Below are 16,474 nucleotides of genomic sequence, written 5' to 3' on the forward strand. Positions count from 1 at the left end.
GCGCCGTCGACTCTGGCCGAGCCTGGTCGGATCCGGTCTCGGTCGACGTGACCGGCCTCCGTGGCACATCAGCCCGGCAAGGAGAGCATCACCCGAACAGCTCTGACTCTCACCATCGAACGCTCAACCCATCACGCAGAAGGAACCATCGTGACACGCACTGCAAAGGCCGGACTCGAAGCACTGCTTACCCCCGAGGAAAGCGTCCTGGTGCTCATCGACCACCAGCCCTTCCAGTTCTCCAATCTCAACAGCCACGAACCAACCATGATTGTCAACAACGTCGTCGGCCTGGCCAAGGCCGCGAAGGTGTTCGACGTCCCCACGGTGCTGACCACGGTGATAGAAGAACGTGGCGGCTACCTCATCAAGGGCCTCCAGGACGTCTTCCCGGACCAGAAGCCGATCAACCGCACGTTCATCAACACCTGGGAAGACCGTCGCGTCGTCGACGTCGTGGAGCGAACGGGGCGCAAGAAGCTGATCATTGCCGGGCTGTGGACGGAGGTCTGCGTCGCCATGCCCGCCATCCAGGCGCTGGGTGAGGGGTACGACGTCTTCGTCGTCACGGACGCCAGCGGCGGGGTCAGTGCCGAGACGCACGACATGGCGGTGCGTCGCATGGAGCAGGCCGGCGTGGTGCCCATCACCTGGATGGCCGTGATCAGCGAATGGCAGCGCGACTGGGCTCGCGAGTCAACGGCCGACGCGCTCGCGCCGGTTCTCTTCGACCACGGTGGCGGTAGCGGGATCGCGCTCGCCTGGGAGCTGCAGCTGCTGGCCACACCCACCGCCGATGGTGCCGGCGTGTAGCGCCGGCCGCTGCTGAGCCGGAGGGGGTGGAGCGCTCACAGCCGTGAGCGCTCCACCCCCTCCCAGTGTTTCAACGAGCGATCGGCGACCGTCGACCAGCGAGTTCGCGCCGATCATCGGCTCCGTGGCCAGCAAGGACCCGGACCTGCTCCTGCTGTGCTCCTACCTCGATGACTCGATCGGCCTGGTACGGGCGCTGCGTAGCAGTGACTGGGCACCGAAGATGGTCGGCGGGGGCCATGACCGGCCCTCAGCCGACAGCGGTGAAAAGCGCGCTCGGGTCCCTTCTGAATGGGGTGGTGAACTACGAGTACTGGCTCCCCGTACCAAGCATGATGTTCAACGGCGTGGAGGCACTCATGAACACCTACCAGCTTCGGGGCGCGGACCAGGCTTCGGCACTGTCTCGTCTCCTGGCGTGCGCCGATTGCGGTTGGTCGGAGGGTCTGCTGACCGAAGTGTCGGAAAATGGTTGGCCGGCCCGCGGCCGCTCTGGTGACATTGAGCGGGTGATCGCCACCTCGCCCCAAGAACCTGTCGAGCCTCCACGTATCGTTGCCGAGCTCGCGGCGGGGCAGCCGGTACGGGCCGTCTGGAAGAACGAACTCGGCGGGTTGACGTTCCAAGTCGGCTTGGGTGATACACGGCAGTTTGTGAAGTGGACGCCGGTCGGCAGCGGTATCGACCTTGCGGCTGAGGTGGCACGCCTGCGGTGGGCGGCGAGGTTCACCGTGGTGCCGCGGGTACTCGGTGAGGGCGCTGACGAAATGGGGTCCTGGATCATCACCCATGGCTTGCCCGGACGTATGGCGGTGGACGATCACTGGAAGCGCGACCCCGGTACCGCGGTACGCGCGATCGGCTCCGGGCTGCGGGCGCTCCATGACGCACTGCCCGTCGCGAACTGCCCGTTCGACTGGTCGGCCGAAAATCGCCTGGAGAGTGCGCGGTCACGAGCGGCGGCGGGCCTGACCAGGCCGGCGGACTGGTCTCCAGACCTTCAACACTTAGGCACTGTCGAGCACGCGCTCGGCGTGCTCACCGACATCCCGCCCGTCGACCGGCTCGTCGTCTGCCATGGCGACGCCTGCGCTCCCAACACCCTGGTCGGTGACGACGGCACGTGCACGGGGCACGTCGACCTCGGCACGCTCGGTGTCGCGGACCGCTGGGCCGACCTCGCTGTTGCCACATGGAGTACGCAGTGGAACTACGGTCCGGGATGGGAAGAGCCACTGCTCGAAGCCTACGGAGTCGAGCCGGACCTGGAACGGATCATGTACTACCGGTTGCTGTGGGAACTGTCGGACTGAGCATCGCAAGCCGCGGTGACGTGGTTCAGGCCGCCTACGTCTTTTCAAATGCCGCGACGGCCTTCAGCGCGTGTTCGCGGTCCTCGGCGTGGTAGACCTCCTCGAGGTCCTTCTTCGCGCCGGGCTGGGCCGACTTCGGGAAGCGCCCCTTCGGACGCATGGCGGCACAGGTAGATGTGCTGGCTCAGGCGTCGCGGTGATGGGGGGACAGGCTTTCGGCGAGGGTCGCGAGCGTCTGGGCAAGGGCCGGAAGCAGGTCCGGGGGAATCTGGTCGAGAACGCGGGTGCGGGCGCTGGCCAGGTGCGCGGGCTGGGCCGACTGCATGGCGCGTAGTCCGGCTTCGGTGAGTATCGCGTCGTTTCCGCGGCCGTCCTGGCCGTGGCGCTCCTTGTGGACGAGCCCGTGCTTGCTCAATCCGTCGACGACGCGGGTGATCCTGGAGGGGGTGAGCCCCGCGGCGTCGGCGAGCGGGGACATGCGCATGCGGTGGTCGGGTGCCTCGCTGAGGAGTAGCAGGGCGGCGAATTCGGTCATGGTGACCCCCGTGCGGGACATGTCGTCCTCCAGTACGCGCGGCAGGGCGTGGACCAGGCGGCCCAGGCTCTGCCAGAGGCGGAGTTCGTCGGGGGACAGCGGGACATCGTCGGAGGCCATCCGTCCAGTGTATTTGACAAGGCAAGCAACCAGTCCGATTCTTGCTGAAGCAAGCAAATCTTGGAAGGTGGTCCCATGTCTCCTCCCGCTCCTCCGCCGGAGGGCTTCGCGCACGCCCATGCCGATGTCAACGGTGTCCGGCTGCACTATGTGATCGGCGGGAGCGGCCCTGCGATCGTCCTCCTCCACGGATGGCCGTTCAGCTGGATCGAGTGGCGCGCGGTGATGCCGCTGCTGGTCGAGCAGGGCTTCGCGGTGATCGCACCGGACCTGCGCGGCTCCGGAGACTCCTCCATACCGGCCGGACACTGGACCAAGCGGGACGAAGCCGAGGATGTGCACCAGCTGTTGGAAGGCAGCACAGCCCACCTCTTGATCCGGACACCGCGGAGGACGGCAACGACCCGTAACGGAGCGGCAGTCGAGCGCTTTGGCCGTCGATACCTATCCACCGGCGGGTCGTTAAAGCTGATTAAAGGTTCCGTGGCCGGCATACGGGCGGCATGAGAGTGATGGGGCCAGGCAAGCCACGGTGACGACGGCAGGCGACCTGAACGAAGGCGGGTTCGGTGGTGGCGAGTGAGCGTCCAGGCTTGGATACGGCGGAGCTGGGTGAGTCCTACGCGTTCTGCGCGCGTGAGACGGAGCGGTACTACCCCGAGGCGTGGGCCGCGGGCGAGGTCCTGCCCGACGAGGTCCGGCCCCACTTCCACGCGGTGGTCGCGTTCTACGGGTGGACCGACCGCATCTCCGACGAGAGCGAGCAGGCCGCCCGCGAGCGGCTGCTGACCCGCTGGTGTGAGCAGACGCTGGCAGCAGTGCGTTCGGGAGGAGCCGAGCACCCGGTGCTACGGGCGTTCGCGGACACGGTGCGACGGTGGGATCTGGATGTCACGCTCATCGAGAGGTTGCTGGCCGCCGAGCGGGTGGACAGCGAGGCGCAGCCGACGTTCGCCACCTTCGCAGACCTTCGGTGCTATCTGCGCGAAGTCAACGGGACCTTCTATAAGCTGCTCGCATTGATGCTGGGACCGCGTGATCAGGAGCTGGCGCGGTCCGCATCGCTGCTGGGCGAGGCGATGCACGTGCTGGACCTCTTGGAAGACTTCCCGGCCGACCTTGCCGCCGGCCGGTGTTATCTGCCGCGCGAGGACTTGAAGCGGCTGGGCCTGGAGGTCGGCGACCTTCAGCGCGTGGAGCGATACCGGCAAGCTTTGGACGAGCTGGTCAAGATCCAGGTTGGCCGGGCCCGGGAGCTGCTGGAGCAGGCGATGCCGATGGCGGGGATGGTGCATCTACCCAACCAGGCGTTCCTGCACGCGGTGATCCTCGGTGCGCAACTGCAGCTCGACGAGGCGGAGATGCTGGGTGCCAGGGTAATGGTCACCGGTCTGGAACCGCTGACCCTGGCCAGTTCGGCCCGGCGTCGTGCGGTCGAGGACCTGGCAGCCGTTCCCGAACATGTTGCGGTGATCATGGATGGGAACCGACGCTGGGCCGGAGCACGCTGTCTGTCGGCGCTTGACGGTCACATCGCCGGGTTCCGGGCGGTGATGCGGCTGATCGACTCCGCCCTGAGAGTGGGGATCCGGCACCTGACGGTATTCGCCTTCTCCACAGAGAACTGGGCCCGGTCCCAGGAAGAAGTGGCCGGTCTGTTCGACACCGCGGCCGACGGGCTGACCCGGTACATCCAGTGGCTGCAGGAGTGCGGTGTGCGAGTGCGCTGGTGCGGGCGCCGTGACCGGCTGGATGAGTCGACCGCGTCCGCACTGGCGTTGGTCGAGAGCATGACCTCGGCCAACAGCGTCCTGACGCTGACCTTCTGCGTCGACTACGGCGGCCGCGATGAACTGGTCGCGGCAGCCCGCGCGCTGGCCGCCGAGGTGGCCGCCGGGAGGATCCGGCCGGAAGCCATCGACGCGGACGACATCGCCCGGAATCTGTATGTGCCAGATCTGCCCGATGTCGATCTGCTGATCCGCACCTCCGGTGAGCAGCGGATCAGCAACTTCCTCCCGTGGCACCTCACCTACGCCGAAATGGTGTTTGACCCGGCGCTATGGCCCGACTTCGGCTACCGGCACCTGGAGGCCGCTGTCAGAGAATTCTCAGGCCGCCGGCGCCGATTCGGCGGGGACCTGCCCGGACAGGCCCGACCTGTGCAGCCGGCCCGGGCGGATTGAAGAGCCCGGGCCGGAACGGGGTGTGGTCAGCGCCCCGGCGGGGTGTACACGCCTTCACCGGTCACGTATGCCATGACCGTGTCCGTGGTGACGGCAGGTGCGCCGAACGCCGTCGTGAAAGCGCTCAGCGACTCAGGGGTCGGCCGCAGCGGCACATCACTGATCCGGACCTTGAGCGGCTGACCGGCCGGCACAGGCTGCGCGACCAGACGGCCCTCGCCCGCACCGCATATGAACAGCGACCGCATGCTGGTCTGGGCCCCGTTGACGGCGCACCGTCCGGACGTCTGCCCGGACTCCAGCACACTCTCCAGTTCGGTGACCCGGAACTCACCCATCGGCGTACGCACCACGACGCCGCCGTCGAGGCGGCCACTGCCCTGGGCCTTGGGCAGGTTGGTCAACGCCGGGTCGCCGGTCGCTGTCCGCACGGGAAACCGGATGGCGGTCCCCGCCTTGTCCTCGATCAGTCGAGCGGGCGCGATGGCCTGCACCGTGGCCTGGAACCGGTCGAGTTGCGCCTGCGCCTGCGGCGTCCAGCGGACCTCCACCCACCCTTCCGAGATCGTGCCGAACCGGCCGTTCTTATCCGCACCGGCCGCTGTGCCGGCTAAATGGCCCAGCAGGGGCCCAGCCAAGGCAGTACCCAGCACGGTGCGTCGCGTCGCACTCATCGGCTTGTCATCCTCCCCAGGGCGGCACGGCGCAGCCCTCAGGGCGCCATCGTCCCGGGCCTCCACTCCCCAGGGTGTAGCGTTTGCCCTAAACCGCCCGAAAGAAGGACAGACGGTCGTTCCTCACCGCCGGTCGATGCCCCGACCCGTCAGCTATCGGTGTCGGCGGCCACCGCAACGACGTCACCCGGCTGATCCCGCTGATCCAGGCCGTCCCGTCGATCCGCGGCAAGCGCGGCCGGCCACTGCGCCGCCCCAAGCACCTGTACGCCGACCGCGGCTTCAGAACGCACGCGCTGCAGTCGGGCCCGCGCAGCCTCACAGCCGGGATCTCAGCACGTCGACCTCACAGCCTGGCGCGAACGGGTCGAAGCCGTGCTCGACCAGCCAGCGAACCCCCAGCAGGCTTCGCAACGACCACCACGCGCGGATCACGTCGAGGTCGACGGCGGTGCCATAGCCGACGACGACGTCGCCGAGGTGCTCCTCGTATCCGAGCGTCAAGGTGGCGAGGTCGAACAGGGCATCACCCCGGCCCGCCTCGGACCAGTCGATAATGCCCGTGATCTCGTCGCCGTCGATGAACACGTGAGCGATCTGCAGGTCGCCGTGCGTGAACACCGGAGTCCACGGCCGGAGCGCGGCCTCGGCGACCTGGCGGTTGCGGGTGACCAGGTCGGCGGGCAGGACGCCGTTCGTCACGAGCCACTCGCACTCGCCGTCGAGATCCGCAGCCAACTCGTCGAGGCCCCGGCCGCCCCGGCCACCCCGGCCGGGCCAGGGCGGCAACGGCGCGTCGTGCAACTTCCGGATGGCGGCACCCGCCGCGGCCCACGCCGCCGGGGACGCGGTCGACGGCTTGCCGAGGCGGCCGAGCGCCGTCCCCGGGACCGCGGCGATCGCGAGCACGGGCGGCTTACGCCACAGGACCTCCGGGGTCGGGACCGGCGCCAGGGCCATCGCCTCGACCTCGACGTCGATGCGCGCCTGATCGGCGTCCACCTTCAGGAACACGTCGCCGACGCGCAGGGTCGCGCGCTCGGAATGGGCGACGACGACTTTGACCTCATCCATGGGCGACCAGTATCCCGGGGATGATCGTCGACGTCGCCGGGTTTATCGCGTGCGATTGCGCGGCTGACCGCGTCCCGCTACCCGGCGGCCTCGTGCGCGACACCGACCGCTGACCAGGTGACGAGCGTGCGCCGGCGTCGGCGGATGGTCTCTTCGCTCTCCAACCACCGGACGGGCCGGGCGTCTGGGGCGATTGGCCGGTCGCCCATGAAGCACACGATGTCGGCGAGCTAGGCGTGGTGGAAGCAGATTGCGAGTTCAAGTAGGCCGGCAACCGTGCCAGGGGTTGAGGATCACCCATGGGTCCATACGGTGGCCGTACCAGTTCACCGATAACCTGAAGATCAGGGCTGGGACGAAGGAGACAGATGACTGAGATGCCCAGCTCGCCTCCGGCTCCGCCTCCGCCTGCGCGGCGCTTCCTCATGGTGCACGGCGTGCAGCACCGTCGCCCGCGGCAACACTGGCTGTGGTGGTTGACCGAGGCCCTGCGCCAGCGGGGCGAGCAGGTGCTCTATCCGCAGTTCCCCACGCCCGAGCAGCCGTCGATGAGCGAATGGATCGATCTCCTGCACGCCGAGCTGGCTCAACTCGGCGATCAAGAACGCGTCGTGGTGTGTCACTCCCTCGGCTGCGCCCTGTGGCTGCGCGCCGCCCAGACCCTGCCCGCCGACCTGCGCGTCACTCGGGTGCTGCTGGTGTCCCCGCTCGGTGACCAGGCGTTCACCGTGGCCAACGGCAATGAAGAGTTCAAGCTCGAGCGCGTCGACCGTGAACTTCTCGCCGCCGCGTCGACCAAGCCGCCGCATGTGGTCGTCTCGGCGACCGATCCATACGCGCCCGTCAACCCGCGCGCGTGGAGCGCCGCGCTCGGCCTGGACTGCGACGTCCTCCCCGCCGCCGGCCACATCACCCCCGGAGATGGATACGGCCCTTGGCCGGCCGCACTCGCCTGGTGCCTGCGCGAACAGATCCCCGTGTCAGCCGTCACCGGACCGTGAGCGCGGATGAGTCCGTGGCAGCCATCGGGTGCGGCGCAGAAAGGGCATAGCGATGCTCGACGCGCACGGCCGGGTTGGAGCCGTCGGCCCGGGGCTGGTCCGGATCTTGGTCGCGGCGAGACGGGCCTGGTCATCTGTCGACGCCGCATCCCTCGGCCCGTGGACTGCTATATCGAGGTGGGCAGGTGCGGGGAGCGGAGCACGAGCAGGGTGATCTCGCTGGGGGCGAAGACGCGGAAGGGCGGGCCCCAGAAGCCGGTGCCGCGGCTGGTGTAGAGGAGGGTGCGGGGGCCGTGGTGGCTGAGGCCGGCGAGGGCGGGCTGGTCGATGCGGACGAGGTGGTGGAAGGGCCAGATCTGGCCGCCGTGGGTGTGGCCGGAGAGTTGGAGGTCGATGCCGGCGGCTGCTGCCCGGTCGATGAACTTGGGCTGGTGTGCCAAGAGCAGGACGGGTAGGTCGGGGTCGGCGCCGTTCAGGGCTCCGGCGAGGTGGGCGCGGTGGCCTGCCAGGCCGGAGGACTCGGCGGTGACGTCATCCACGCCGGCGACCACGAGGGTGTCGCCTCCGCGTTCGAGGAGCAGATGGCGGTTGCGCAGCGGCTCCCAGCCCAGCTCGTCCATCAGGTCGACCCAGCCCTGGGCCTCGCTGTGGTACTCGTGGTTGCCGGTGACGTATACACGGGCCCGGGTGGCCCGCACGGTACCGAGTGGGGCGGCCTGGGCGCGGCGGCGTTCGGCCGTGCCGTCCGCGATGTCGCCGGTGTGGCAGACCAGGTCGGCTTCCAGAGTGTTCACCGTCTCGCATACCCGTGCCGACCAGCGAGTGCGATCGAGCGGGCCGTAGTGGGTGTCGGTGATGAGGGCGACGCGGATGCCGTCCAACCCGGCACCCAGTCGCGGGAGTTGCACGTCGAGTCGGCGCACGCGTGGTACGCGGCGGGCCTCGGCGTACCCCCAGCCGAGCAGTACGGCGGTTATGCCGAGGACGGACCAGGTGACGATTCGGGCCCGGTCCTGGCTCTCGCCGACACCGGCCACGGTCAGGGCGAGCCGCAAGAGGACGCCGAGCAGAACGGACCAGGTGAACAGAGTCCAGCTGGTGCCCAGCAGGGTGTCACCGACGATCGCCGCCCGATCCCGCTGGCGCCGGCCGTGGCCGCGCACCATCATGAGCGGCATACCGATGAGACCGAGGGCGAACAGGGCGGTGCCGACCAGCGTGACGGGCAGCGGCCAGTGCTGGCCGGTGTGCAGGAGCACCCAGCAGGGCACGGCCCACAGCAGGACGGGGGCGATCAGGGGGAGGTAGCGCATCAGGCGGTGCGGTCGGCTCTGCCGCGGCGCTGGCGCTCCACCCTGGGCGGGCCGGGTGTCGCTGGTTTCGGTCACGCTTGCCCTCCCTGACCAGGCTGCCGTCTCGCGCACTGTATCCGGTCGCCTTGAGCCGGCCGGACGGGCGTTCATGGACGCGGCCCCTTAGACGATGGCCTGAGCCGATGATGCGAGCACCGGCCTCACTGAAGCCGGTCAAAGCACTCCCGCACCAGGGCGTTGCACGCGGACGCCGCGCCGGACGGTGGTGAGCCTGTTCCCCCGGGCAGCAGGCACGCCGGTCATGGGACGAGGGCGGCTCCGACTAGGAGATCGTCTCCGGCGGCCGACTGACGCTTGTCATGGGTCCCCGACCGAATAAGAGCTGGGGAAGCGATCCGCGTGACGCACCGCCGGCATAGGTCCGGCCGGTCCGGCCGGTCCGGCCACGACCCGGGCAGTAGGCGGATTGCCGGCGGCGGGTGATGTGAGCCACTGCGGCGCGGGGCCCGGAAGAGCCCCGACACCGGCCACCGGGGCCTTCACCTCTTGCCGCCCCAGGTCTTCCACGCGATCACTGCAACGATCACGATCGCGATGACGGAGATGATCGTCGTCGCGCTCATACGCCTTCCTCCCAGGATCGGTGGCCCTCACCGGCTTGGGCGCGGTGGCGGTCAACGTATCTGGACGCCTGGCGGGGTGCCAATCCCCGGACCTTCCACTTCGCAACCGTGCGGGGGCTCGGCACAGGTCGTGACGTCCAGCGGGCACGGGCGCGACTCGCCTCCTGGGGAGGCTGTACCCTCCTGGTTATGCCGCCTGCCCCGTCCTCGCAGTCGAGCCGTGCCGTTACCAGTACCCGGAGCGGGCTTCTCACCGAGCGCATCGCGCGTCAGCTGGAGCACGACATCAGGTCCGGAGCGATCGCTGTCGGCGCCAAGCTGCCGTCGGAGCGCGAACTCGCCGCGACTTTCGGCTCCAGCCGGAACGTGGTGCGGGAGGCTCTCCAGCGGCTGGAGGCGCAGCGGCTGATCGAGGTGGCGCCGGGCCGCGGCTCCTTCGTGCGGGACCAGTCGTCCGGACAGGCCCGCGGATACGACGCCCTCTACCGGACGGGCCGGCCCACGGTGCGCCAGCTCATCGAGGCGCGGCTGCCGCTGGAGGTGGAGACGGTCCGGCTGGCGACCCTGCGGGCGGGCGAAGGCGACATCGCGGCGATGCGTGCGGCACAGGACACACTGGAGTCGGCGACCGATGTGGTCACCAAGGCGCGCGCGGACGTCGCCTTTCATGATGCGATCGCCGTCGCCAGCGGCAACCCGGTCCTGCGGATCATGCTGTCGTCGATCAGCGGCATGATGTTCGAGATGATGCTCCGCTCCAACTCCGACCCCTCCATCGAGGAACCGGGGGTGCCGCACCATCCGGAGATCTTCGAGGCGATCGTCGCGCGCGATGAGGAGCTGGCCTGCGCGCACATGCGGGAGCACCTTCTGCTCGGCACGCGCACCTACGGCGTCGATCTCGACCTCCAGGTGGATGTCATGGCACGGCGGCATATCGAGCTGCTGCTGGCCGAATCAGAGCACCCGACCGGATAAGGACCCGAAGACCGGCGGCGCGGCCGCCCCCTGCGCGCAGGCCCCTCACCGCTTTGGCATGCCCTCGCCCCGGGTGCGGCGGATCGCTCTGTAACCGATCGGTCCGGGGGCTGGTCGGTGGCCGCATGGCCTGTTAACGTCCCTGCACGACCGAACTGGTCCTACCAGTTGGACCGGTGGTTCGGACGTACGGGACGCACCACCAGCAGAGAGACGAGGACGAGGATGTCCACGAGCAGCCAGTTCCTCAGCCGCCGCGGCTTCGGCAGACTGGCCGCCGGAGCCTCGGCGGCCGTCGGTGCCGGAGCGCTCGGCGCCTGTTCGCGCGGGGGCGGCACACCGTCGGCGGACACGCCGCTGCGGATCATGGCGATCAATCACGTCTGGTCGCAGGCCGTCCGCCGCCGGATGACGGAGTTCGAGGAGCGTGTCGGACGCCGGGTGTCCATGACCCTGCTCACCGCCGACCAGCTCGCCAGCAGCTACAACGTGAAGCTCAACGCCTCCGGCACTGATGTGGACGTGATGATGGTCCGGGCACTCCAGGAGCAGCCGGTCTTCGCGCACAACGGCTGGCTCGCCGACCTCACCGACCGGGTCCACGGCGACGCGGAGTTCGACTGGCAGGACTTCCAGGAGGCCCCCCGAGGCGCCTCGGAGACCAAGGGAAGGGTGCTGAGCGTCCCGGTGGTCACCGAACGCCCCGCGTTGTACTACCGCAAGGACCTGGCCGACCCTCCCCGCACGCTCGACCAACTGATGGACGCCTCGGTCCGGCTCACGGACCCGGGCAAGGGCTTCTTCGGGTACGTGGGCCGCGGGCAGCGCAGCGGCGCCGTCTCCCAGTGGTCGAGCTATCTCTACTCGTACGGCGGCGACTTCGTCGTGAACGGCAGGTCCGGCATCGGCAGCCGCGCCGCGATCGCGGCGTACGAGTACTACGGCAGGCTGCTCCACGAGGCGGGCCCGCCCGGTGCCACCAATATGAGCCTGGAACAGGCCATGCCGATCTTCGCCCAGGGCAAGGCCGCCTTCTACATCGACGCCGACGCGATCTACAGCAGCTTCCTGGACCCCGGTGTCTCCTCGGTGCGCAAGACCGTGGGCTTCGCGCCGTTCCCCGCGGGGCCCGCGGGCGCCCGCCCGCACAACATCCCGTCCTGGAGCCTCGGTATCAACACCTTCTCCCGACTGCGCGACGAGGCATGGGAGTTCATCCGCTGGGCCGCGGGGCCGGACATGGCCGCCGCACTCCAGGCCGCGGGAATACCGTGCGCCCGGGAGTCCGTGTGGTCCGATCCCAAGACGCTCGCGTCCTTCCCGCCCGACCTCGCCGAGGCGATGCGGATCAACGCCGAGCGTGGCATCGGGCACGACCGCCCCCAGGTGCTCCAGGTCGGACGGGCCCGCGACATCGTCGGGCGCCCGCTCGTGGCCGGGATCCTCGGGCGGCCGGTGAAGCCTGTGATCCGCGACGCGGACGCCGAGTTCGCCGATTTCCTCGTCCGCGACAACCGCCACAAGGAGTCCTGATGTCCACCACCGAGGTCCGTGTGACGGCGACGGCCCGGGACTCCGCCCGTCCGCCCCGTGGCCGGGCCCCGCGCACCGTCGAACAGGCCAACCGCCGGCTGAAGTGGGCGATGCTCACCCCGGCGCTCGCCTTTGTCGGACTGATGATCGTCTTCCCGCTGGCCTTCACCATCAACCTGAGCCTCACCGACGCCTTCGGTGCGGTGAACGCCGACAAACACCACGTGGGACTGCGGAACTTCGTGGACGCGCTCAGCGATGTCCGCCGGTTCTGGCCCGCGGTGAAGCGCACTGTGGTCTTCACCATCGGTGCCGTGGCGCTGGAAATGGTGCTGGGCCTGGCGCTCGCCATGCTCATGCGCAAACCGTTCCGTGGAATGCGCTGGGTACGGACGATCCTGATCATTCCGCTCCTGACGACACCCGTCGCCATCGGCATCCTGTGGCTGCTCATCCTCGACCCCACCAACGGCGTCGCCAACCATCTCCTGGCCTCGGTGGGACTTCCCCGGATGGAATTCCTCGGCTCGGTGAGCCAGTCGCTTCCGACCCTGATGCTCATCGATGTATGGCAGTGGACACCGATGGTGACGCTGCTCCTGCTGGCCGGGCTCACCACCCTGCCCGAGGAACCCGAAGAGGCCGCGCTCGTCGACGGGGCCAACGCCTGGCAGCGGTTCCGCCATGTCGTCCTGCCCATGCTCGGCCCGACGATCGGGACCGCCCTCGTCCTGCGCGCCGTGGACGCGCTCAAGACCTTCGACATCCTCTACGCCACCAAGGGCCCGGGCGGGGGCTCGGACTTCGAGGCGGAGACCCTCAACGTGTACGCCTACGGGCTCACCTTCGACTACCAGGAGTACGGCCTGGCCGCGGCCGTGCTGGTGCTGTTCACGCTCTTCATCGTCGGCGTCGTCGTACTGCTGCGCCGCCGTTCCGGAAGGAAGGACGCCGCATGACCGCCTCCCACGCCACCGCCGCACCCCGCGGGCGCACCGGCCGCCGCCGTGGGCTGGCCTGGCTGCGCGCCGCCGCCATCACCGTGGTGACACTGATCTTCGCGCTGCCGGTGGTGTGGATGTTCGCGGCGGCCTTCAAGACGAACGTGCAGGTGACCGATCCCCGGGTCGGACTGTGGTTCTCGCCCACGCTGGAAAACTTCCGCAACATCGTGGAGGACGGCCAGATCCTGCGCTCGATGGGGAACTCGCTGCTGGTCGGGGTGGTCTCCACGGTGCTCTCCGCCGTCATCGCCGTACCGGCTGCCTGGGCGGTGGGCCGCTTCCGGATGCACCGCACCGGCTCCCTCGTCCTGGTCGCCCGGATCGTGCCCGCGATCTCCCTGCTCGTCCCCTGGTACTACCTCTTCGCGCAGATCGGGCTGGTCGGCTCGTACACCGTCCTGATCCTCAGCCAGATGTTCGTGTCGGTACCGCTGATCACGTGGATCATGATCAGCTTCTTCGCGGGACTCCCCGTCGAACTGGAGGAGGCCGGCCGGACCGACGGGCTCTCCGCATTCGGCGCCTTCTGGCGGATCACCCTGCCCCTGGCGGCCCCCGGAACGGCGACGGCCTCGCTCCTGGCGTTCGTGTTCAGTTGGAACAACTTCATGTTCGCGCTCGTCTTCGCCGACGACCGTACCCAGACCGTGCCGGTGGCGCTGTTCAACTTCATCTCCTATGCGAGTACCGACTGGGGCGGCCTGATGGCTGCCGCCACCCTCATCACGGTGCCGGTCGTGGTGGCCGCGGTCGTCGGCCAGAAGCACCTCGTGGCCGGTCTGACCTCGGGAGCCTCCAAGGGCTGACCGGCCGTTCCTCCCCCCGCCCCCCCACGTAGCCGGGACCGCACCGGCTCGGAAAGAGCAGACACATGAAGATCGTCGACGCGAAGGTCGTCGTCACCAGTCCCGGCCGCAACTTCGTCACGCTGAAGGTGACGACCGACGAGGGCCTCACCGGCCTGGGGGACGCCACGCTCAACGGCCGCGAACTCGCCGTGGTGAGCTACCTGGAGGATCATGTCGTACCGCTGCTCATAGGGCTGGACGCGCACCGGATCGAGGACACCTGGCAGTCGCTGTACCGGGGGGCCTACTGGCGTCGCGGCCCGGTCACGATGGCCGCGATCGCCGCCGTCGACGTGGCACTGTGGGACATCAAGGCGAAGGCGGCCGGGCTGCCGCTGTACCAGCTCCTCGGCGGGGCGAGCCGTGACCGTATCCGCACCTACGGCCACGCGGAGGGCCGGGATCTCCCCGAACTCCTCGACTCGGTGCGCGCCCGGCTGAGCCAGGGCTTCCCGGCGATCCGGATCCAGACCGGTATTCCCGGCCTCAAATCGGTGTACGGCGTGCACACCACGGACACCGACGACAAGCCCGTACCGCACCAGGGGGCGAAGCCCCTCGTCGAGGACTGGGACACGGAGGCGTATCTGCGCCACATTCCGCGGGTCTTCGAGGCGGTACGGGCCGAGTTCGGGCCGGAACTGGCGCTGCTCCATGACGCTCACCACCGGCTGACACCGGTCCAGGCCGCGCGCCTCGGCCAGGAGCTGGAGCCGTACCGCCCGTTCTGGCTGGAGGACTGTACGCCCGCGGAGAACCAGGAGGCGCTGCGACTGGTGCGGCGGCACACCACCGTCCCGCTCGCCATCGGCGAGGTCTTCAACACCGTCCACGACTACCAGACCCTCATCACCGAGCAGCTGATCGACTACGTGCGCTCCGCCGTCACCCACTTCGGCGGTGTCACTCCGCTGCGCAAGCTCTTCGACTTCGCGGCCCAGTACCAGATCAAGAGCGGCATTCACGGGCCGGAGGACATCTCGCCCGTCGGTATGGCCGCTGCCGTCCATCTCAATCTGGCGGTCCACAACTTCGGCATCCAGGAGTACTCGGGGCACAACGCCCTGACACAGGAGGTCTTCCGGCACGCCTACACCTTCACCGACGGCCATCTGCACCCGGGCGAGGCGGCCGGTATCGGGGTGGAACTCGATGAGGACCTGGCCGCGGCCCACCCCTACCGGCAGGCGTATCTGCCGGTGAACCGGCTCCAGGACGGAACGGTCCACGACTGGTGACCGGCCGCGGATGACGGGGCGCCGGACCTACGGCGGCCCGGACACCGCCACCCCCGCCGGGATCGGTCAGGAGGTGGCCGCCGGGTGCGGGTCGCCCAGGTACGGGAACCGGTCCAGGATGTCGGTGTGCGGGCTGAGACCGCTGGGAGGCGCCTCGTTCTTGGTGAGGAACGCGACGCGGATGTCGATGACGTCCTCCGTGAACATCCGGCCATTGGGGTAGGCCGCCGGCTTGGAGGGGTCGAAGTGGAGCACGTCCGGCAGGATGCCGTGCTCGTCGAGTGCGGTGATCGCCTCCTGGTGCGTGTAGCCGCCGGTGTGGCCGAGCAGGTGGACGAACTGGTCCGTCCACCTCGCCCGGTCGTTGACCGGCTCGCCGGCGTTGTACTCCTCCTTGGTGTCGTCGGTGTTGAAGAAGCTGCTGACCGAGGGGTGCCCGGCCCGGTCCGCGTGGACGAGTTCGCCGTCGCGCAGGACGCTGCAACGGCCCCAGATGTGCAGCTCGGGATGGGGGGTCAGGTCGGCGGTCGGCAGTTCGATGGCCATGGAGAAGACGTTGGCCGTGGTGTTGGAGTCGACCCCGGTCCACGGTGACCGGTCGTCGAGATGCGGTGCGGTGAAATTTCGCTTGCCGCTGGTGTCGAACAGGTTGTTGATTCCGTCGAAGTCGAAGAAGAAGGCGTCACTCCGGCTGCCCGCGTTCACCTGGTAATCGCCGCTGCTGACCACGTTGGCCTGGGGACCGAAGGAGACGGCGGCAGCCGACACGATCTTGGCGCCGGTCACCTCGGGCTTGCGGGACTCCGCGCCGGTTGCCATGAAGACGCTGTAGGTCTGCGAACCGTCCGCCGCCGCCGGGCTGAAGACCCAGCTGAAGGCGATGTCGGTGAGGTAGTCGCCGTCGTTGTCGATGTTGAGCCGGTATACGGCATCGGGGTGGAGGGCGTCAGCGTTGGGGTTGGCGTTGAGGATGAGAACGGTCCTGCTCGAATCGCCGGGTGCCTGGAAGGCGTACAGGTCACACAGGTCGAGTCGCTGGTCGCCGAGCGGTGGCCCAAGGCTGAGGCCGGTGAAGTGGTTGGACATGTCAGGCCCTTCCTCATCGCACTCCCTGGAACCGCCAGGGCGCGCGAACGGCCGTTCCGCACCACAGGAAGCTTCCGCACACTGGCAGTATCGCCACGCTAGCCCGGCGGCTCCGGCCCGGCTCCGGACAGCGGA

At 68.8% G+C, this 16,474-nt stretch carries 16 protein-coding genes and 1 pseudogene; 11 read left to right on the plus strand and 6 right to left on the minus strand.

Annotated features, from left to right (window positions below; translation table 11 throughout):
• Positions 1 to 150 precede the first annotated feature (150 nt).
• Complete coding sequence (locus tag CGL27_RS39680) at positions 151 to 813, plus strand: hydrolase (protein WP_078639748.1); 663 nt, start codon at positions 151 to 153, stop codon at positions 811 to 813.
• Positions 814 to 1,172: 359 nt separating this feature from the next.
• Positions 1,173 to 2,126: an aminoglycoside 3'-phosphotransferase gene (locus CGL27_RS39690; RefSeq protein ID WP_205587823.1), complete on the plus strand. Its 954-nt coding sequence runs from the start codon at positions 1,173 to 1,175 to the stop codon at positions 2,124 to 2,126.
• A 34-nt stretch (positions 2,127 to 2,160) separates the two neighbouring features.
• Here CGL27_RS39690 and CGL27_RS53280 read toward each other — a convergent pair whose 3' ends face one another.
• Both CGL27_RS53280 and CGL27_RS39695 read right to left on the minus strand, forming a co-directional pair.
• A complete protein-coding gene (locus CGL27_RS53280) occupies positions 2,161 to 2,286 on the minus strand; it encodes a hypothetical protein (protein WP_276147940.1) in 126 nt (41 codons plus the stop codon).
• Positions 2,287 to 2,310: 24 nt separating this feature from the next.
• Entirely contained in the window at positions 2,311 to 2,781 is a 471-nt protein-coding gene (locus CGL27_RS39695; RefSeq protein ID WP_119992400.1) for a MarR family transcriptional regulator, read from the minus strand.
• A 75-nt stretch (positions 2,782 to 2,856) separates the two neighbouring features.
• Between CGL27_RS39695 and CGL27_RS39700 the strand changes: the two genes are divergently transcribed.
• Positions 2,857 to 3,288, plus strand: a complete 432-nt coding sequence (locus CGL27_RS39700; RefSeq protein ID WP_119992401.1) for an alpha/beta fold hydrolase — start codon at positions 2,857 to 2,859, stop codon at positions 3,286 to 3,288.
• A gap of 65 nt (positions 3,289 to 3,353) precedes the next feature.
• Entirely contained in the window at positions 3,354 to 4,967 is a 1,614-nt protein-coding gene (gene uppS, locus CGL27_RS39705; protein ID WP_276147893.1) for a polyprenyl diphosphate synthase, read from the plus strand.
• A gap of 26 nt (positions 4,968 to 4,993) precedes the next feature.
• Here the strand turns inward: uppS and CGL27_RS39710 are convergent, their stop codons facing one another.
• The gene (locus CGL27_RS39710; protein WP_119992403.1) at positions 4,994 to 5,641 is read right to left on the minus strand and encodes a hypothetical protein; all 648 of its coding nucleotides are present in this window, start codon (positions 5,639 to 5,641) and stop codon (positions 4,994 to 4,996) included.
• Positions 5,642 to 5,790: 149 nt separating this feature from the next.
• On the opposite strand from CGL27_RS39710, the pseudogene CGL27_RS39715 reads away from it, so the two are divergent.
• A pseudogene (locus CGL27_RS39715) lies at positions 5,791 to 5,925 on the plus strand (IS5/IS1182 family transposase); the annotation flags it as partial.
• Between the two features lie 34 nt (positions 5,926 to 5,959).
• On the opposite strand, the gene CGL27_RS39720 reads toward CGL27_RS39715, so the two are convergent.
• Positions 5,960 to 6,715 carry a phosphotransferase gene (locus CGL27_RS39720; RefSeq protein ID WP_119992404.1) on the minus strand — a complete coding sequence of 252 codons (756 nt, stop codon included), beginning with the start codon at positions 6,713 to 6,715 and terminating at the stop codon, positions 5,960 to 5,962.
• A gap of 425 nt (positions 6,716 to 7,140) precedes the next feature.
• Between CGL27_RS39720 and CGL27_RS39725 the strand changes: the two genes are divergently transcribed.
• Entirely contained in the window at positions 7,141 to 7,716 is a 576-nt protein-coding gene (locus CGL27_RS39725; protein ID WP_276147933.1) for an alpha/beta hydrolase, read from the plus strand.
• Between the two features lie 167 nt (positions 7,717 to 7,883).
• Here CGL27_RS39725 and CGL27_RS39730 read toward each other — a convergent pair whose 3' ends face one another.
• Positions 7,884 to 9,104, minus strand: a complete 1,221-nt coding sequence (locus CGL27_RS39730; RefSeq protein WP_119992406.1) for a metallophosphoesterase — start codon at positions 9,102 to 9,104, stop codon at positions 7,884 to 7,886.
• A 737-nt stretch (positions 9,105 to 9,841) separates the two neighbouring features.
• On the opposite strand from CGL27_RS39730, the gene CGL27_RS39735 reads away from it, so the two are divergent.
• The 5 genes from CGL27_RS39735 (at position 9,842) to manD (ending at position 15,253) form a co-directional block, all read left to right on the plus strand.
• The gene (locus CGL27_RS39735; RefSeq protein ID WP_078639739.1) at positions 9,842 to 10,630 is read left to right on the plus strand and encodes a FadR/GntR family transcriptional regulator; all 789 of its coding nucleotides are present in this window, start codon (positions 9,842 to 9,844) and stop codon (positions 10,628 to 10,630) included.
• 225 nt (positions 10,631 to 10,855) lie between these two features.
• A complete protein-coding gene (locus CGL27_RS39740; RefSeq protein ID WP_078639738.1) occupies positions 10,856 to 12,163 on the plus strand; it encodes a sugar ABC transporter substrate-binding protein in 1,308 nt (435 codons plus the stop codon).
• Positions 12,163 to 13,122, plus strand: coding sequence for a sugar ABC transporter permease (locus tag CGL27_RS39745; protein WP_078639737.1), 960 nt, complete (start codon positions 12,163 to 12,165; stop codon positions 13,120 to 13,122). Before CGL27_RS39740 ends, CGL27_RS39745 begins: the two co-directional genes overlap by 1 nt.
• Positions 13,119 to 13,973, plus strand: a complete 855-nt coding sequence (locus CGL27_RS39750) for a carbohydrate ABC transporter permease (protein ID WP_078639736.1) — start codon at positions 13,119 to 13,121, stop codon at positions 13,971 to 13,973. Before CGL27_RS39745 ends, CGL27_RS39750 begins: the two co-directional genes overlap by 4 nt.
• 65 nt (positions 13,974 to 14,038) lie before the next feature.
• A complete protein-coding gene (manD, locus tag CGL27_RS39755) occupies positions 14,039 to 15,253 on the plus strand; it encodes a D-mannonate dehydratase ManD (RefSeq protein ID WP_119992407.1) in 1,215 nt (404 codons plus the stop codon).
• 66 nt (positions 15,254 to 15,319) lie between these two features.
• Here manD and CGL27_RS39760 read toward each other — a convergent pair whose 3' ends face one another.
• Positions 15,320 to 16,339 (minus strand): DUF4331 family protein, encoded by a 1,020-nt coding sequence (locus tag CGL27_RS39760; protein ID WP_119992408.1) that lies wholly within the window; start codon positions 16,337 to 16,339, stop codon positions 15,320 to 15,322.
• Positions 16,340 to 16,474 lie beyond the last annotated feature (135 nt).

This window comes from Streptomyces sp. 11-1-2 (genome assembly GCF_003595545.1).
Taxonomy (GTDB): domain Bacteria; phylum Actinomycetota; class Actinomycetes; order Streptomycetales; family Streptomycetaceae; genus Streptomyces; species Streptomyces hygroscopicus_B.